This is a genomic window from Campylobacter sp. CNRCH_2015_0814, from assembly GCF_025772765.1.
Lineage (GTDB): Bacteria > Campylobacterota > Campylobacteria > Campylobacterales > Campylobacteraceae > Campylobacter_D.
On record NZ_JAKMSR010000011.1, the window covers coordinates 28,830 to 44,786 of the forward strand.

A 15,957-nucleotide genomic window follows, 5' to 3' on the forward strand; every position below is an offset into this window, starting at 1 on the left:
TTGAAAGGTTTGGAAAAATTTAACGAGCTAGTATCTGCCTTTTCCGCTTTGCCTACTATAGGGAAAAAGTCTGCTTTAAGGCTTGCATATCATGTTTGCATAAAAGATCCTTTATTAGGCTCTAAGCTTGCTTATCATATTGAAGAATCAATTAGAATGATAAAAAAATGCACACAATGTGGTGCTTTAAGTGAAAATGAATTATGCGAAGTTTGTTCTAATATAGAAAGAAATCATAGCATTATTTGTATAGTTCAAGATTCTAAAGATGTCTTGGTTTTAGAAGATAGTGGAAGTTATGATGGGCTTTATTTTGTACTTGATGATACAAGTGAAGAAAATATTATAAAATTAAGAAGCATGATTGAGCATAGCAAAACCACAGAAATATTTTTTGCTTTCACACAAGGCTTAAATTCTGATGCCATTGTTTTTTTTATAGAAGAAAAATTAAAAGATTTAAATTTGAGTTTTTCTCAAATAGCTCAAGGTATTCCAAGTGGTGTTAGCTTAGAAAATGTTGATTTTATATCTTTGCATAAAGCTATAAATCATAGAACTAAACTTGATTGATATATTGTTTTAACAATGCTAGCCATTCACTTTTATTAATATCATTTAAGATTAAATTTGCAAAATTACAATCTTTAACTCTGTTTTTAGAAAAAAGCAAAATTACAATTTGTGGATTTTTTATCTTGTACTCTTGTAAAATTTGACTAATATGCATTAGATCAAATTTTATAACCTCATAGTCTACTAAAATTAATTTAAATCTAAATTGTAATGCCTTTTTAAAGTCACTTAAATTATCTATAGTTTGATTATGTGAACAAAATTGATTAGTTATGTTTAAAATAAGATCATTTTCAAAGTAAGAAGATTTAAAAATTAAAACATTATAACAATCTCTTGTAATGTAACACTCTTGTGTAAAATGAGTATTTAAAAAATCAACAATCTCCTCAATATGAATTTCTTCAAAAGTGAAATTTAAAACATCATCTATTTTTTCCTTTGAAATGATAAAAGAATAATTTTTATCATCTTTTTGGTTATGTTTGTATAAAATTTCACTACTAATACCCATTTTAAGCAAAATAGACTGCAATAGAAAATTCTCATTTTTGTTATTATTGATAATACCTGCATGTATGTTTTTAAAGTGTCTATGTTCTAAGTTAGGTTTATAATCATTGATAAAAGGTTTTAATATATAAGCAGAATTATCTAGATATAGATAGCTCAAGCCGTGGGCAAGATATTGATAATTTTGTTCTAGATGTAGGTTTTCCTTTTTTTGCTCATGCAGTTTTTTACCCATTAAATCAAACGATAATTTTAAATTTTCTTTTAATTCTTCTAAAGAGTTTGATTTTGGTAAGGAAAAATATTTTTCTATCTCTTGAATCAAGGTCTTGTCTTTTTTGATTTTATGATTTTTTGAGATTATATAAATACAGGCAATAATAAAAATCAAAATGCTTATAAAAGTATAAATGAAGAATAATTTTTGATCCATAGGATATAAAAAATAATAATTTAAAAAACATAAAATTAAAGTCAAAACACTAATAAATAATATCATAAATTTTCCTTGATTAATTTAGCTATTTTTGCATTGGAAAGTGATTTTAATTCGTCAAAACTAGCTTTGCTAATCTCATTAAAACTACCATAATAATCTAAAAATTTTTTAATATATCCTTGAGAAATTCCAAGTTGTATTAATCTAGAACTTTGCAAATCTTGCTTTCTTTTTGTTTTTTGATGAAAACTAATTGCAAAGCGATGTGCCTCATCACGTAATTTTTGCAAAAATTGTAATTTTTTATCATCAGTAGAAAGTTGAATTTTGCCTTCTTGAGTATAAATTTTATCTTTCGCACTTCCTTTTGCCCTGTAAGCTTTCGCATCTATTTTCTCTTTGGAAATTGCTAAAATATCTACATTTGCCCCAGAGCTTTTTATGATATCATTGGCTAGCTTTAATAAAGCATCTCCTCCATCAATTAACCATAAATCAGGTGGGGGATTTTTATCAAATGACAAAGCTCTTTTGCTAAGAGTTTGAAGCATTTGATCATAATCATTTTTATAGGATAAATGGTAGTGTCTATAAGAACTTTTGTCAAATTGTCCATCTTTATAAGCCACCAAAGCACCGACATTCGCTTCACCTTGCATATGAGAATTATCAAAAATTTCTATATAATTAGGATAATTTTGTAGGTTAAAAAAATCTTTTAATTCTTTTAAAAATAAATAATTATCGCTTTTTAAGTGCTTTTGTATGTTTATTTTTGCATTTTCTAGTGCAAGTTCACATAAGGCTTTTTTTTCGCCAAGTTTTGGAGTTTTAAGATGAAATTTTTTAGAAAACCTTTCACTAAGTAAATTTTGCAAAAGGTTCATGTCTTCAAATTCTTCATGCGTATAGATTCGGGTTGAATTTACTGGACTATCTTGGGTATAATTTTCTAATATGTATTGTTTATATATTGCATTTAGGTCAAATTCATCTTGATGATTTAGAGTTAGTACTTTATGGTTTGAGCTGATTATCCTGCCATTATTTATAACAAAACGCACCATAGAGAGTATATTTGCTTCATTGTGTATGGCAAAAACATCAAAATCTTCTAATTTTGCAAGGTCTATTTGTATTTTTACACTTAAATCTTCTATTGTTTTGATTTGATCTCTTATAGTAGCTGCTTCTTCATAGTTTTCATTTTTTGCATATTCAAACATTTTATTTTCTAAATTTTTTGTCAAAGATAAGGGGTTTAAAAGAGCTTGAGTTGCCTTTTGGATAATTTTTTCATATTCTTGTTTAGAAATTTTTTGCTCACATGGGCCTTTGCAACGCTTGATTTGATAAAAAAGGCAAAGCTCCTTACAAGATTTTTTTTGTCTTAGTTCAAATGATAAATACAAAGCATTTAAAAGCTCTTTTGCTCCTTTAAAAAATGGACCAAAATATTTTATTTTGTTTTTTTTGATAATTTTTCTTGTAATTTCAAATCTTGGAAAATCTTCATTTAAATCTATATAAATATAAGGGTAGGTTTTGTCATCTCTTAATAATATATTATATTTTGGATGAAGTTGTTTTATGAAAGAATTTTCCAATATTAAAGCATCAGCCTCACTTTTTGTAGTGATAAATTCTAAATGATGTGTTTGGCTAATCATTTTTTGAATTCTCAAGCTATTGTTAGGATTTGGGCAAAGATTTGGAGTGAAGTTAAAATAACTTCTAATGCGGTTTTTTAAATTCTTGGCTTTACCTACATATAAAAGTTTACCTTGAATATCAAAGTATTGATATACACCAGGTAAATTTGGTAAGGTTTTGAGTTCATTTTCAAGCATTTTTTATAAGCTTTCGCAGTTCTTCAAATTTGTTATGTAAAATAGGATTTTCAAAATGATTTTTAAAATTTCCATTAGAAAGCTCTAAGTGAGCTTTTTTATGCTCATTAAAAGTTTTGTTTTTAGAAATAAAGTTTTGATCACTGAGTATTTTTATGTTTTCTACCTTTGCAAAATTACTCATTGGCCTAGCTAAAGTATAGTTTTTTATGAGACTTTTAATCATTTTTTTGGTATTATCGTGATTTAATTCCATATATGCAATGTGGTGCTTAACTAAAATAATCAAAGTATTATTTTTTATAAAGAGTTTAGTAATCATTTGTTGGTGATTGTGATTAAATAAATTTAAAAACTCTTTATATTGAAAAAATATTTTTAAAGGTTTATAATGTTTAAAATCAGCAAGCTCGTTGATGATGTAATGACTCGTTTTAATTTTCATTTAATTATTTTAACATTTTTTTTATTAATATTTCTAAATGCATGTGGTTATAAGGATGCTCCATTTTATGAGATAAAAGATAATAATGGCAGTGTAAAGGAAATAAAAAAATTCCAATCTTTGGAGAGTGAAATATGAATAAAATACTTTTTTTACTTTGTTTTGGTGTTAGTTTTTTGTTAGCTAGTCAAACACATGAGCTAAATTTAGCTTTTAGTGCTTTAGGTATAGGTATTTTAATAATTTTTATATTAGGTTATTATTTTATCGCAGCAGAAGAGAAATATCATATCAATAAAACTAAGCCTGCTTTATTTATAGGAACTTTTTCTTTTATTATCATTGGTATATATATGGTAATGAATGATTTAGACACACAAATACTTGAAGAAAGTGTAAATCATCTTATTTTAGAAATTGCGCAAATTGTGTTTTTCTTAATAGCTGCTATGACTTTTATAGAAGCCTTGATAGAAAGATCGGTTTTTGAAACTTTAAAATACAAACTTGTAAGCAAGGGTTATACTTATAGAAAGTTATTTTGGCTAACAGGTATTTTAGCTTTTTTTATTTCCCCAATTGCGGACAATCTTACAACAGCTTTGATTTTATCCACTGTGCTTTTAACCATAGATAAAGATAATAAAGAATTTTTAATCCCAGGTGCTATAAATATTGTAGTAGCAGCTAATGCTGGTGGAGCTTGGTCGCCTTTTGGTGATATTACTACTTTAATGGTTTGGACAGCAAAAAAAGCCACGTTTTTTGAATTTTTTGCTCTTTTTCCTGCCTCTTTTATTGGCTGGTTGCTTACTGCTTATTTATTGTCACGTTATGTGCCTAATATTAAGCCAAATTTCCATAAGGATAATTTAGAAAAAGTCGAGATTAAACCAGGTGGTAAAGTTTTTATTGTGCTTGGTTTTTTAACTATAGCTTTGGCGGTATTTATTCATAGTATTTGTGATTTACCTGCAATGTGGGGTATGATTTTTGGCCTTTCATTGCTTAGTTTGTATATGTATTTTTTCAACAGAAAACAAGGTAAAAAAGATTTAAATATTTTTCATTATATGACGCGTATTGAGATGGACACTTTATTATTTTTCTTTGGTATTTTATCTGCTGTGGGCGCCTTGCATTTTGTTGGTTGGCTTGCTTATGCTTCTGATCTTTATGCAAAATTTGGAGCTACTAGTATTAATATAGGAGTAGGATTTTTATCTGCTATTGTAGATAATGTTCCGGTTATGAGTGCGGTATTAAAGGCAAATCCAAGCATGGATGATACTCAATGGCTTTTAGTAACTCTTACAGCAGGAATAGGGGGGTCTTTGATCAGCTTTGGTTCAGCTGCTGGAGTAGGAGTGATGGGCAAAATGAAGGGAATTTATACTTTTAACGCTCATTTAAAATATGCATGGACGATTTTGGTTGGTTATATAATATCTATTATAGTTTGGTATGTACAATTTCAATTGTTAAATTTATAAAGGAGTTAGATGAAAAAAGCAGATATTTTAGTTTTGGACTTTGGTTCACAATATACACAACTCATTGCTAGAAGATTAAGAGAGCAAGGTGTGTATGCAGAAATTTTACCTTTTAACGTAAGTTTAGATGAGATCAAAGCTAAAGAGCCTAAGGGTATTATTTTAAGTGGTGGGCCAGCTAGTGTATATGCAAATGATGCTTATTTTTGTGATAAGGGTGTTTTTAATTTAAATATACCAGTTTTAGGAATATGCTATGGTATGCAACTTATGGCACATCATTTTGGAGCAAATGTTGCCCCAGCAGGCCATAAAGAATATGGTAAAGCAACTATAGATATTCAAAATGATAGTGATTTGTTTAAAAATTTACCTAAAAAGCAAACGGTATGGATGAGCCATTCTGATAAGGTTGAGAATTTGCCACAAGGTTTTGAGGTTTTAGCGACTAGCGAAAATAGTCCATTTTGTGTATTTGGAGATGAGAAGCGTAAATTTTTTGCTTTACAATTTCACCCTGAAGTGCAACATAGTGAATTTGGAAAAAGCATCTTGAAAAATTTTGCTAAGTATGCATGTAATTGTGATAGTGTATGGAATATGGGATCTTTTGCAAAAACTCAAGCACAAAAAATCAAAGAAGAAGTAGGAAATGATAAAGTACTTTGTGCAGTAAGTGGCGGAGTTGATAGTAGCGTGGTGGCTGCATTGTTAGCAAGTGCGATAAAAGATCAAGTAGTAGTTGTTTTTGTTGATAATGGTCTTTTAAGAAGTGGTGAAAAAGAACAAGTTGAGTATATGTTTAGACACACCTTGGGCATTGATTTAATCAGTATTGATGCTAGAGAGATTTTCTTAAGTCGTTTAGCAGGGGTAAGAGATCCTGAACAAAAGAGAAAAATCATAGGAAATACTTTCATAGAAGTTTTTGAAGAAGAAGCTAAAAAACATAAAGATGTAAAATATCTAGCACAAGGGACTTTGTATACTGATATTATTGAAAGTTCGGTTGTAGGAGCTAGTAAGACTATAAAATCTCATCATAATGTGGGTGGTTTACCTGAAAAGATGAATTTAAAACTCATCGAGCCATTAAAGGAAATTTTTAAAGATGAGGTAAGAGCTTTGGGAATGGAGCTTGGCTTAAGTAAAGATGTAGTTTATCGTCACCCTTTCCCAGGGCCAGGCCTTGCTATACGTATAATGGGTGAGGTAAATGAGCCTAGTTTGGATCTTTTAAGAAAAGCAGATGTTGTTTTGATTGAAGAATTAAAAAGCAGTGGCTGGTATGATAAGACATGGCAAGCTTTTTGTGTGCTTTTAAACGTGCAAAGTGTTGGTGTAATGGGTGATAATAGAACCTATGATAATGCAGTTTGCGTGCGTGTTGTTAATGCAAGCGATGGTATGACTGCAACTTTTTCTCATTTACCTTATGAATTATTAGAAAATATTTCACGTCGTATTATTAATGAAGTAGAAGGAATCAATCGCGTAGTGTATGATATTTCTAGCAAGCCACCAGCAACGATTGAATGGGAATGATCATTTAGTGCAAAAATAAACAAAAGCAGGGGGAAGATTTTGCCAAATGATAGGTGAAATTTCTACCTTGCTAAAAGTGGCAAAAAGTTTTTTCTTAAAAGCTCTCCCTTTTGGTGTTGGGAGTATATAAGCAAATGTTGCAAAACAACCATTTTCCTCTAAAGCATCATGAATGGATTTTAGCAATAAATCTTGTTCTTTGGAATTTAATAAAGCCCAAGGAATTCCTGAGATAATTAAATCTACACTATTGATCGCTCTTTTTTCTAACATATTTGGTAAAAATTCTGCTGAGTTGACTTCTATATCTATATTTTTTATCTTTTGCTTTAATTTTTTTGCCATTTGAGGATTGATTTCTACGGCAAAAAAACTTGCATTATGGCTTTTTTGTTTGAGGATATACTTTGTAAAACTTCCTGTACCAGGCCCTATTTCAACGATATTTTTTGCATGTTGGACATGAGAAGTTATGAGTTTACTTAATTTTTTAGAGCTTGCGCAAAACGCACCTGTTTGTTTTGGGTTTTTAAAATATTGATATAAAAACATAAATAAAATACCTAAAGACGTTTATTTTGTGAAATTTTAAAATATAATTGTAAATTTATGAAAACAAAGTTAAAATAAGAATTGAATTTTTCTTTAAATCAAGGATTTGGATATGCACGGAAAAATAATGGTTTATGTGGATGCTACTGGAAGAGGAACAGTAATCAATCTAGCAAAAACATTTTTTGAATTTAATAAACACGCATGGCATGATAAAAGAAGTATGCCAACGGTTGGTATGTTTGTTGAATTTAGATCCGATGGAAAGCATATTACCGATTTACGTCCTTCTAAATTTCAAGAATTTACAGATGGTGATTTTATCAAAGAAAGAGATTTCTGGAAAACAGATAGTGATGATGAATTAGAAGATTTAAGACTGACAAGACGCGATGCTTATGTTCAAGAACTTTATAGAGAAACAGATTATGATAATCTTGATAAAATCACATTAAATTTAACTATCCCACAAGCCATTCAAAGATATTTTTATAATGAAACCTTGTCAATTAATGCAGTAAAAGACATTAACACAGATGAGGTGCCATATATTATTGATTTTTTTGCTATGAAGCGTTTTTTATATAAGGCTTTAGATACTTTATTATTTTCGGATAATACTATCAATCAAGCTGATTTTTCTGCAATGAAAAATATCATAGTGCACCTTGAAATGTCATATAAAGATATGAAAGACAAGCAAAAGCATATCAATATGGAACGCTTATATGAAGAGGTTTTTTTATCTCATCAGTGTCATTATCAAGCACTTTTGGCTTCAATTGATAATAGAAAAAATAGAAAATTAGCGCTTGATCGTCAAATGAGCACTTTAATAACAGATATAAAATCAAAACAAGCAAGATTAGAAGCAGAAGGTGGAAAAAAACACCATGAACTAGAAGAAATGATACAAGGTAAAAAACAAAAACTAATAGAATTAAAAAACGAAGCTGATTATTTTACTAAAAGCGTAGAAAGACTAGAGTTGATAAAAAAATCTTTTTATGAAAAAAATTTTACAATTTTTAGTAATAGTTTTAATATGGCAAGAGAAAAGCTTTTTGAAAAGATTAAGCAGGGTTTAAATATATGTGCAACAAAACTAGATATAGAAATTTGGAAAAAATCTTTAAAATCAACAAGCATTAAAAACTCTTATTTTAAAACAGCAAGTGAAATTTCTTTTTGTACGCTTTCTTTTGCTGAGCTTTATTTAAACAGACTAAACAAACATGCTTTAAACCCAAATGATCAATTGTTATTTTCATATGTAAAGAAAGTAAAAAAAGAATGTGAAAAGAATTTCCTAGTTGTAACTTCTAACCCTGATTTATATGTTAATATGAAGATTCAAATTTTTGCAATGAATCCTTATTATGTAGTTAAGCATGCACCTAAGAAAGTAAATTACCAAGGGTTAATGAAAAATACTGAATTTGATATAGTTTATGTCGATGAAAAGACTATATGGGCGCCTGTTGCTGATGTTATTTTGGAAGGAAAATATTTTTTAAAGAAAGATTCTAAGACAAAATTTAAGATTTTATAAAAACCTTTTAAACGCTATTTTTAAGTTTTGTTAGCTATAATTATACTGCCTAAATGGTTCGATATGGTATTAAAGAGGATCCAACACATTAATTATAAGCTGTGATGTGTGATTTACCGTGTTCTGTGACTTCGTTTGAGTTTTGAAAAAAGCGAGAAGCTGCAGCCTTTAAAAATCACCTAATGGCATACTTTGACTTTTTGAGGGTCAGACACTTATACTCCGGCCATTTGGGTTTTTGTAATATTTTTAAGGAAAATAATGAAAATTTTAATACTAGGAAGCGGTGCTAGGGAGTATTCTATCGCTTTGGCTCTTCAAAAAACAAATGATAATTTAGAATTTTATTTTGCTCCAGGAAATGGTGCTACTGCTAAAATAGGAACAAATCTTAATATGAAAGATCCTAAAGTTATAACAGCTTATGCAAAAGCATCTGAGATTGATCTTTGCATAGTTGGGAGTGAGAATTTTTTAGCAGAGGGTATAGTAGATCTTTTTAAAGAAAACAATATTGCTATTTTTGGGCCTACTAAAGCTGCTGCTATGTTGGAAGCTTCAAAATCTTTTATGAAGAGTTTTTTAAAAAAATATAAAATCAAAACAGCTAAATTTTTAAACACAACCGATTATGAAAAAGCTAAGAAATTTATCACGTCTTTAACACCTCCTATTGTTGTAAAAGCAGATGGCTTATGTGCAGGTAAAGGGGTGATTATTGCGCAAAGCCATGAAGAAGCTTTAGAAGCTACTAAAAATATGCTAAGTGGAGAAAGCTTTGGGGAAGCTGGAAAAATTGTTGTGATTGAAGAATATCTTGATGGTTTTGAATTAAGCGTATTTGCAGTTTGCGATGGAAATGATTTTATATTGTTGCCTGCAGCGCAAGATCATAAAAGATTATTAGATAATGATAAAGGGCCTAATACGGGTGGCATGGGGGCTTATGCTCCAAGTACTTTAGCAAGTGAAAATTTGTTAGAGCAAGTGAAGAAAGATATAGTGGCGCCAACTCTTAAAGGCATGAAAGAAGAAGGTGCTGAATTTGTTGGAGTGTTGTTTATAGGCTTGATGGTTGTAAATAATAAACCTTATGTTTTAGAGTATAATGTGCGTTTTGGTGATCCTGAATGTGAGGTTTTGATGCCTTTAATAGAAAATCCTTTGGATTTATTTTTAGCATGTGTGAATAAAAATCTTGCCAATACTCATATAAAAATTAAAAATGAATTTGCTGTGGGTGTGGTTTGTGCAAGTAAAAATTATCCTTACAAGGACTCACCAAAAGCTTTGATTGAGATAGGCGATATTCCACAAAATTCTCATATTTCTTATGCTGGTGTGAGTTTAGAAGATGATAAATTATATGCCAGCGGTGGTCGCGTGTTGGTTTGTGTGGGAACTGGCAAAAGCATTGAAGAAGCTCAAAAAAACGCTTATATACTTTGTGAAAATGTCCATTTTAAAGGAAAACAATACAGAAAAGATATTGCCTTTCAGGTTCTTAAATGAGCACCAATCAAGAATTATTTGATAAGCTAGAAAAAGAAGAAATAAAAATAGCAAGTTTTAAAAAAAGATTTTTAGCTTATGTTGTCGATAGTTTTGTAATTTTGGGCATCGTAAGTATTATTTTGCTCGATAAAATTAATTCTATGCAAACTTATGAAGAAATTCATAATCTTTTAATGCGTTTTGCTGGTGGGATTTTGATTTTACAGTTTGCATACCATAGTTTATTTACTTATTTATATGGCGCAACTTTAGGAAAAATGCTTTTGAAGATCATGGTGATTGATCAAGAATTGCTAGATAAACCAAATTTTACTCAAAGCGCTCTAAGAGCAGGTGTAAGACAAATTAGTGATATGTTGTATGGTTTAGGATTTGCTTGGGCTTTGAGTAATATTGTTTTGAAAACTTGGCATGATTATGCAGCCAAAACAGTGGTGATAGATCTTGCGTAAAATATTGCTTTCTTTAGCTTGTGTAGGGAGTTTGTATGCTTCTAAGGTAGACATTTATGCTTTAGATGTTGTAAAAATAAATGATATCATAGAAGCAAAAAACAATGTGGTTGTAGTTTCTGATTTATATTTAATAACCGCAAGCGAGGCTAAATTTAATGAAACAACTAAAGATTTAGAATTGTTTGGTGATGTGAATATCTTACGAGGACAAAAAGAAAGAACCAATTCTACTTATACTAAAATTAATCTTAAAGATAACACAACAGCTTTTAAAAATTTATTTTTTTCAAATAACGATTTAGAGGTTTGGTTGCAATGTCATCAAGCAGATTTAAATGATAAGTTTGTTGTAACTAAAAAGTCGGTTGTTTCTAGTTGTAATGTTGAAAATCCTGATTGGGAAATTCGTTTTGATGAAGGAAAATTAAATAAAGAGAGTAATTTTTTACATCTTTATAATGCAAGATTGTATGTAAAAAATACTCCTGTGATGTATTTGCCGTATTTTGGCTTTAGTGTAGACACTAAAAGGAAAAGTGGTTTGTTAATTCCTCAGGTGGTTTTAAAACAAAGCGAGGGGTTATATTATAACCAACCAATCTATTATGTTATTGATGATAATGCAGATATTCAATTTGAACCTCAAATTAGGACAAAAAGAGGCTATGGATTATACTCAACTTTAAGATTTATTGATAGTCCTTATTCTCAAGGTGAAATTAGTGGTGGTATTTTTGGAGAAAAATCAAGCTATAAAAAAGAAGAAAATTTAAAAAACAAAGAACATTATGGTTTAGAGATTAAATATTCAAGTGAAGCTTTACTCAAGAGCCTTTTGAGCGATGAATTTCAAGAAGGTTTATGGATTGATGCTACTTATTTAAATGATGTAGATTATATGAACTTAAGCTCTAGTGCAAAAACTGAAGCTTCTTTGGTTACCTCAAAAATAAATTATTTCTTATCTGATGATGATAATTATTATGGTGCTTATGCAAAGTATTATATAGACACTTCTAAAATTAGCAACAAAGATACCATGCAAGAATACCCTTCTTTTCAATATCATAGATATTTAAATGGTTTTTTTGATAACTATATACAGTATAGCTTAGATGCTTCTTTTCATAGATATTATAGACATACGGGTATTTATGCTAAAACTTTAGATTTTGATTTACCTTTAATTTATCATACAAGTTTTTTGGATGATTTTTTAAATTTTGCCTTTACAGAAAGAGTTTATGCAAATTTTGTAGATTATTCTAATACAGATATTAAAAATCAAGAGCATTTGTTTAGAAATTCACATAATTTTTCTTTATATACAGATCTTTCTAAACCTTATGAAAATTTTTATCATACCTTGTATTTAGGTGCTAATTATTTTATACCTGGAGCCAAATCAGGTAAAATTACCGAAGATTTTATAGAATTAAAAGATGATCCTGAGCAGTTTAATTTTTCGATGTATCAGTATTTTTATAGTGCTTTAGGCAAAAAAAAGCTATATCATAGTTTAAAGACTAAGTATTTTACCAAAGAAGGTAGTTTTGGTGGTTTTGATAATGTTGTGGAATATTTTTATAATGATTATATAAGTTTAAGAAATGAGGCAGAATATTCAGGGGTAGATAATCGCTTTGATAAAGTATTTAGTGAGGTCTTATTTGATTATGGTGAGTGGAAAGTTAGTTTAAATCATGCCTATAGAATATATGAAAAAGAAAAATATAATTTTTTAGGAACTAAAGCTCAGTATGATATAAATACCAACTATCAAATATTTGGGGGTTTGTGGTTTGATTTGAATAAAGATCCTGAAAAATGGGAGATAGGTTATACTTATCAAAGAAAGTGTTGGAATTATTCTTTGATGTATCGTAAGGATATTTCACCTAAACTTACTAGTGGTGGGATTAGCGCTAAAGATCAAAGTGGTGTATATTTTATGTTTAATTTTTATCCTTTGGGTGGTGTATCTTATGATTTTTCTCTGGAAGAAAATGAAAGGTCTATATAATGTTTTTTGAAGATGAAAAAGATGCGCTTGAAAGATTATATGATTTACTTCCATTAAATAAATTAAAAGATTATATCATTATTACTCCTTCTTTAAAATCTATAGTTTTTGTTGATGCATTGGCAAAAAAATTAGAAATACCCTATGATTTTTTATTTACAGAGCAAATCAAAGCTCCTAATAATGATGAATGTCAAATAGCTATGATTAGCGAAACAAAAGAATTAGTTTACAATGAAGCCTTAGTTAAGGCTTTTGATATAAGCTTAGATTATATTTATGGTGAGGCAAATAGAACTTATGAAGAAAAAATTTTAAAGAATGTATATCGTTATAGAAAAGGTAATCTTTTAAAAGATTTAAAAGGAAAAAATATTTTAATGTTGCATGAGGGGTGTGAGAGTGGGATTACTGCTTCTTCATGTATAAAAAGTTTGTTAAAAGAAGAGGTTAGTAGTATTATTTATGCCACCGCTTTGATGCCAAGTGATGTATATGATTATATTAGTGTTTTTGCAGATGAGGTTTATTGCGTGCAAAAAATTGATCATTTTGTAGATATTGAGTTTTATTTTAAAAATAAAACGATTTTGCAAGCTCACGAAATTTTAGATATTTTAGAAGAAAGTAGGTATTATTTACCTTTAAAAAAATAAATTTATATCTGAGCAATAAGTTGTTTAGATATAAATTTATAGGCAAAATAAAAACAGGCTTTTTAAGTTTTAGTTTTTAAAATTTAAAAAGCTTATTTGGTTTTGCCTATGATAAAAATTTAAAGGAAAATCATGCGACATGAAATAAATATCAATAATCATCTTGAAATATTTGATACCGATAAAGTGGCAAAACAAGCAGCAGGTGCAGTTTTAATGCAAGAAAAAAATGCAGTAGTTTTAGCAACTGTGGCAAGAGAAGAAAAAATGGTAGAAGAAGATTTTTTGCCTCTTACAGTTCAATATATAGAAAAAGCTTACGCAGCAGGTAAAATTCCAGGAGGTTATGTAAAAAGAGAAACTAAGCCAGGCGACAATGAAACATTAAGCGCTAGGATTATAGATAGAAGTTTAAGACCTCTTTTTCCAAAAGGATATGCATATCCAACCCAAATTGTTGTAATGGTTCTTTCTGCTGATCCTGAAGTAGATTTACAAGTGATGAGTTTAAACGCTGCAAGCGTTGCTTTGTATTTAAGTGATATCCCTATTAAAGCACCTGTTTGTGGCGTAAGAATAGGTCGTATAAATAATGAATTTGTTTTAAATCCAAGCAATAGTGAGTTAAAAAATAGCACTTTAGATCTTTATGTAGCAGGCGTTAAAGATGAGCTTTTAATGATAGAAATGAGAGCTTTGGCAAACAAGCAAGATGATAAACACCGTATGAATGAACTTAGCGAAGATGATACTTTAAAGGCTTTAGATTTTGCAAGTAGTGCAATCTTGCGTGGTTCCAATGAATATGAAAAAGCATTTGCTGCTTATAGAAAAAATTCTAAACTTGAGTTTAAAATAGAGTCAGATAATATTCAAATTATTGACTATATAAAAAATACTTATATAACAAAACTCAAAATTGCTATTAATCAAATGGCAAAAAGTGAAAGGGCAAGTGAAATTTTACAAATAGCAAAAGAGATTGAAAGTGAATCTATAGCTATTGAAAACGAATGGAAATTTGAAGATATTGAAAAAGCTTTACATGCATGCAAAAGAGAACTTATTAGAAACCAAATTATTAATGAAAATAAAAGAGCAGATGGTAGAGGTTTAAAGGATGTTAGAAAAATAGACATAGAAACAAATATTTTACCAAGTGCACATGGATCTTGTCTTTTTACTAGAGGGCAAACCCAAGCCTTAGTTGTGGCCACCTTGGGAAATGATAATGATGCGCAAATGTCAGATATGCTTACAGAAAAAAACCCAATTTGTGAAAAATTTATGGTTAATTATAATTTTCCAGGTTTTTCGGTGGGCGAAGCTAGCCCTATAAAAGCTCCTGGCAGAAGAGAGCTAGGCCATGGAAATTTAGCAAAAAGAGCTTTGTATCCTAGTGTTGATACAGATTATGTTCATACAATTCGTTTGGTTTCTGAAATTTTAGAAAGCAATGGTTCTAGTTCTATGGCTACTGTTTGTGGTGGTGCATTGGCTTTAAGAGCTGCAGGGGTAAAAAGTGAAAAACTAGTAGCAGGTGTGGCGATGGGGCTTGTTTTTGAAGATGAAAAATATGCTATTTTAACCGATATCATGGGGCTTGAAGATCATGATGGAGATATGGATTTTAAAGTAGCAGGAAGCTATGATGGAATCACTGCTTTGCAGATGGATATAAAACTTGGTGGTATAGAGCAACAGGTTTTAAAAGAGGCTTTATATCAAGCAAAAGAAGCTAGGGAGCATATTTTGCAATTAATGGAAGAGGCTAATCAAAACATAGTTGTTAATGAAGCTATTTTGCCAAAGATTGAAATTTTTAATGTAGATCCAAATAAAATTCCTGATATTATAGGTCAAGGTGGTAAAACCATTAAAGAAATTATTGAAAAATTTGAAGTTAATATTGATTTAGATAGAGATAAAGGTGAGGTTAAAATAGCAGGAATTGATCATGATTTGATTTCTCAAAGTAAAGAGTATATATTAAATTTACTTCACTCTAAAGGTTCTAACAAAAAGCGTGACAAAAAGGAAATGCCTAAATTTGATATCGGTGAAGAATTTCTAGGACGAGTTCAAAAGGTTGTAGAATTTGGAGTTTTTGTAGAACTTAAAGAAGGCGTGGATGGTTTATTGCATAATTCTAAGATTAAAGAAAAGTTAGAAGTAGGTAATGAAATTAAAGTTAAAGTTGCAGAAATCAAAAACGGAAAAGTATCTTTAGACTTAGCCTAAATTTTGAGTATATAAAAAAATATGCTCAAAATTTTATATTATATCTTGACAAAAGAATATTCTTTTGGCATAATTTCGTTTTTTGATTGTCTCGTTAGCTCA

13 protein-coding genes are annotated in these 15,957 nt (G+C 29.4%); 9 read left to right on the plus strand and 4 right to left on the minus strand.

Annotated elements, in window-relative coordinates:
• The gene (gene recR / locus L8X24_RS06795) at window positions 1–573 is read left to right on the plus strand and encodes a recombination mediator RecR (protein ID WP_263664178.1); all 573 of its coding nucleotides are present in this window, start codon (window positions 1–3) and stop codon (window positions 571–573) included.
• On the opposite strand, the gene L8X24_RS06800 is transcribed toward recR, so the two are convergent.
• The 3 genes from L8X24_RS06800 to L8X24_RS06810 are packed head-to-tail and all read right to left on the minus strand — an operon-like array spanning window position 560 to window position 3,823.
• Window positions 560–1,588, minus strand: coding sequence for a hypothetical protein (locus L8X24_RS06800; RefSeq protein ID WP_263664179.1), 1,029 nt, complete (start codon window positions 1,586–1,588; stop codon window positions 560–562). The two genes, recR and L8X24_RS06800, sit on opposite strands and share 14 nt — an antisense overlap.
• Entirely contained in the window at window positions 1,585–3,378 is a 1,794-nt protein-coding gene (gene uvrC / locus L8X24_RS06805; RefSeq protein WP_263664180.1) for an excinuclease ABC subunit UvrC, read from the minus strand. Before uvrC ends, L8X24_RS06800 begins: the two co-directional genes overlap by 4 nt.
• Window positions 3,371–3,823: a hypothetical protein gene (locus tag L8X24_RS06810; RefSeq protein WP_263664181.1), complete on the minus strand. Its 453-nt coding sequence runs from the start codon at window positions 3,821–3,823 to the stop codon at window positions 3,371–3,373. The genes uvrC and L8X24_RS06810 overlap by 8 nt, the downstream gene beginning before the upstream one ends.
• A 134-nt stretch (window positions 3,824–3,957) precedes the next feature.
• Here L8X24_RS06810 and nhaD point away from each other — a divergent pair, with 134 nt between their 5' ends.
• Window positions 3,958–5,316, plus strand: coding sequence for a sodium:proton antiporter NhaD (gene nhaD, locus L8X24_RS06815; RefSeq protein WP_263664182.1), 1,359 nt, complete (start codon window positions 3,958–3,960; stop codon window positions 5,314–5,316).
• A 9-nt stretch (window positions 5,317–5,325) separates the two neighbouring features.
• A complete protein-coding gene (gene guaA / locus L8X24_RS06820; RefSeq protein ID WP_263664183.1) occupies window positions 5,326–6,861 on the plus strand; it encodes a glutamine-hydrolyzing GMP synthase in 1,536 nt (511 codons plus the stop codon).
• Here guaA and L8X24_RS06825 read toward each other — a convergent pair whose 3' ends face one another.
• Window positions 6,862–7,413: a class I SAM-dependent methyltransferase gene (locus L8X24_RS06825; RefSeq protein ID WP_263664184.1), complete on the minus strand. Its 552-nt coding sequence runs from the start codon at window positions 7,411–7,413 to the stop codon at window positions 6,862–6,864. It abuts the gene before it with no gap.
• Window positions 7,414–7,525: 112 nt separating this feature from the next.
• On the opposite strand from L8X24_RS06825, the gene L8X24_RS06830 reads away from it, so the two are divergent.
• The 6 genes from L8X24_RS06830 to L8X24_RS06855 all read left to right on the plus strand — a co-directional run bounded on the left by L8X24_RS06830 (window position 7,526) and on the right by L8X24_RS06855 (window position 15,855).
• Window positions 7,526–8,965 (plus strand): hypothetical protein, encoded by a 1,440-nt coding sequence (locus tag L8X24_RS06830; protein ID WP_263664185.1) that lies wholly within the window; start codon window positions 7,526–7,528, stop codon window positions 8,963–8,965.
• Window positions 8,966–9,226: 261 nt separating this feature from the next.
• A complete protein-coding gene (gene purD / locus L8X24_RS06835) occupies window positions 9,227–10,477 on the plus strand; it encodes a phosphoribosylamine--glycine ligase (RefSeq protein WP_263664186.1) in 1,251 nt (416 codons plus the stop codon).
• Window positions 10,474–10,932 carry an RDD family protein gene (locus L8X24_RS06840; protein WP_012661236.1) on the plus strand — a complete coding sequence of 153 codons (459 nt, stop codon included), beginning with the start codon at window positions 10,474–10,476 and terminating at the stop codon, window positions 10,930–10,932. Before purD ends, L8X24_RS06840 begins: the two co-directional genes overlap by 4 nt.
• A complete protein-coding gene (locus tag L8X24_RS06845; RefSeq protein ID WP_263664189.1) occupies window positions 10,922–12,958 on the plus strand; it encodes an LPS-assembly protein LptD in 2,037 nt (678 codons plus the stop codon). Before L8X24_RS06840 ends, L8X24_RS06845 begins: the two co-directional genes overlap by 11 nt.
• Entirely contained in the window at window positions 12,958–13,614 is a 657-nt protein-coding gene (locus L8X24_RS06850; RefSeq protein ID WP_263664187.1) for a phosphoribosyltransferase, read from the plus strand. Before L8X24_RS06845 ends, L8X24_RS06850 begins: the two co-directional genes overlap by 1 nt.
• A gap of 132 nt (window positions 13,615–13,746) precedes the next feature.
• Window positions 13,747–15,855 carry a polyribonucleotide nucleotidyltransferase gene (locus tag L8X24_RS06855; protein ID WP_263664188.1) on the plus strand — a complete coding sequence of 703 codons (2,109 nt, stop codon included), beginning with the start codon at window positions 13,747–13,749 and terminating at the stop codon, window positions 15,853–15,855.
• Window positions 15,856–15,957 lie beyond the last annotated feature (102 nt).

Bases quoted from the DNA above. Each gene is read 5' to 3' on its own strand.
- L8X24_RS06800 (WP_263664179.1), bottom strand. From the start codon at position 1,588: ATGATATTATTTATTAGTGTTTTGACTTTAATTTTATGTTTTTTAAAT.
- uvrC (WP_263664180.1), bottom strand. From the start codon at position 3,378: ATGCTTGAAAATGAACTCAAAACCTTACCAAATTTACCTGGTGTATAT.
- L8X24_RS06810 (WP_263664181.1), bottom strand. From the start codon at position 3,823: ATGAAAATTAAAACGAGTCATTACATCATCAACGAGCTTGCTGATTTT.
- nhaD (WP_263664182.1), top strand. From the start codon at position 3,958: ATGAATAAAATACTTTTTTTACTTTGTTTTGGTGTTAGTTTTTTGTTA.
- guaA (WP_263664183.1), top strand. From the start codon at position 5,326: ATGAAAAAAGCAGATATTTTAGTTTTGGACTTTGGTTCACAATATACA.
- L8X24_RS06825 (WP_263664184.1), bottom strand. From the start codon at position 7,413: ATGTTTTTATATCAATATTTTAAAAACCCAAAACAAACAGGTGCGTTT.
- L8X24_RS06830 (WP_263664185.1), top strand. From the start codon at position 7,526: ATGCACGGAAAAATAATGGTTTATGTGGATGCTACTGGAAGAGGAACA.
- purD (WP_263664186.1), top strand. From the start codon at position 9,227: ATGAAAATTTTAATACTAGGAAGCGGTGCTAGGGAGTATTCTATCGCT.
- L8X24_RS06840 (WP_012661236.1), top strand. From the start codon at position 10,474: ATGAGCACCAATCAAGAATTATTTGATAAGCTAGAAAAAGAAGAAATA.
- L8X24_RS06850 (WP_263664187.1), top strand. From the start codon at position 12,958: ATGTTTTTTGAAGATGAAAAAGATGCGCTTGAAAGATTATATGATTTA.
- L8X24_RS06855 (WP_263664188.1), top strand. From the start codon at position 13,747: ATGCGACATGAAATAAATATCAATAATCATCTTGAAATATTTGATACC.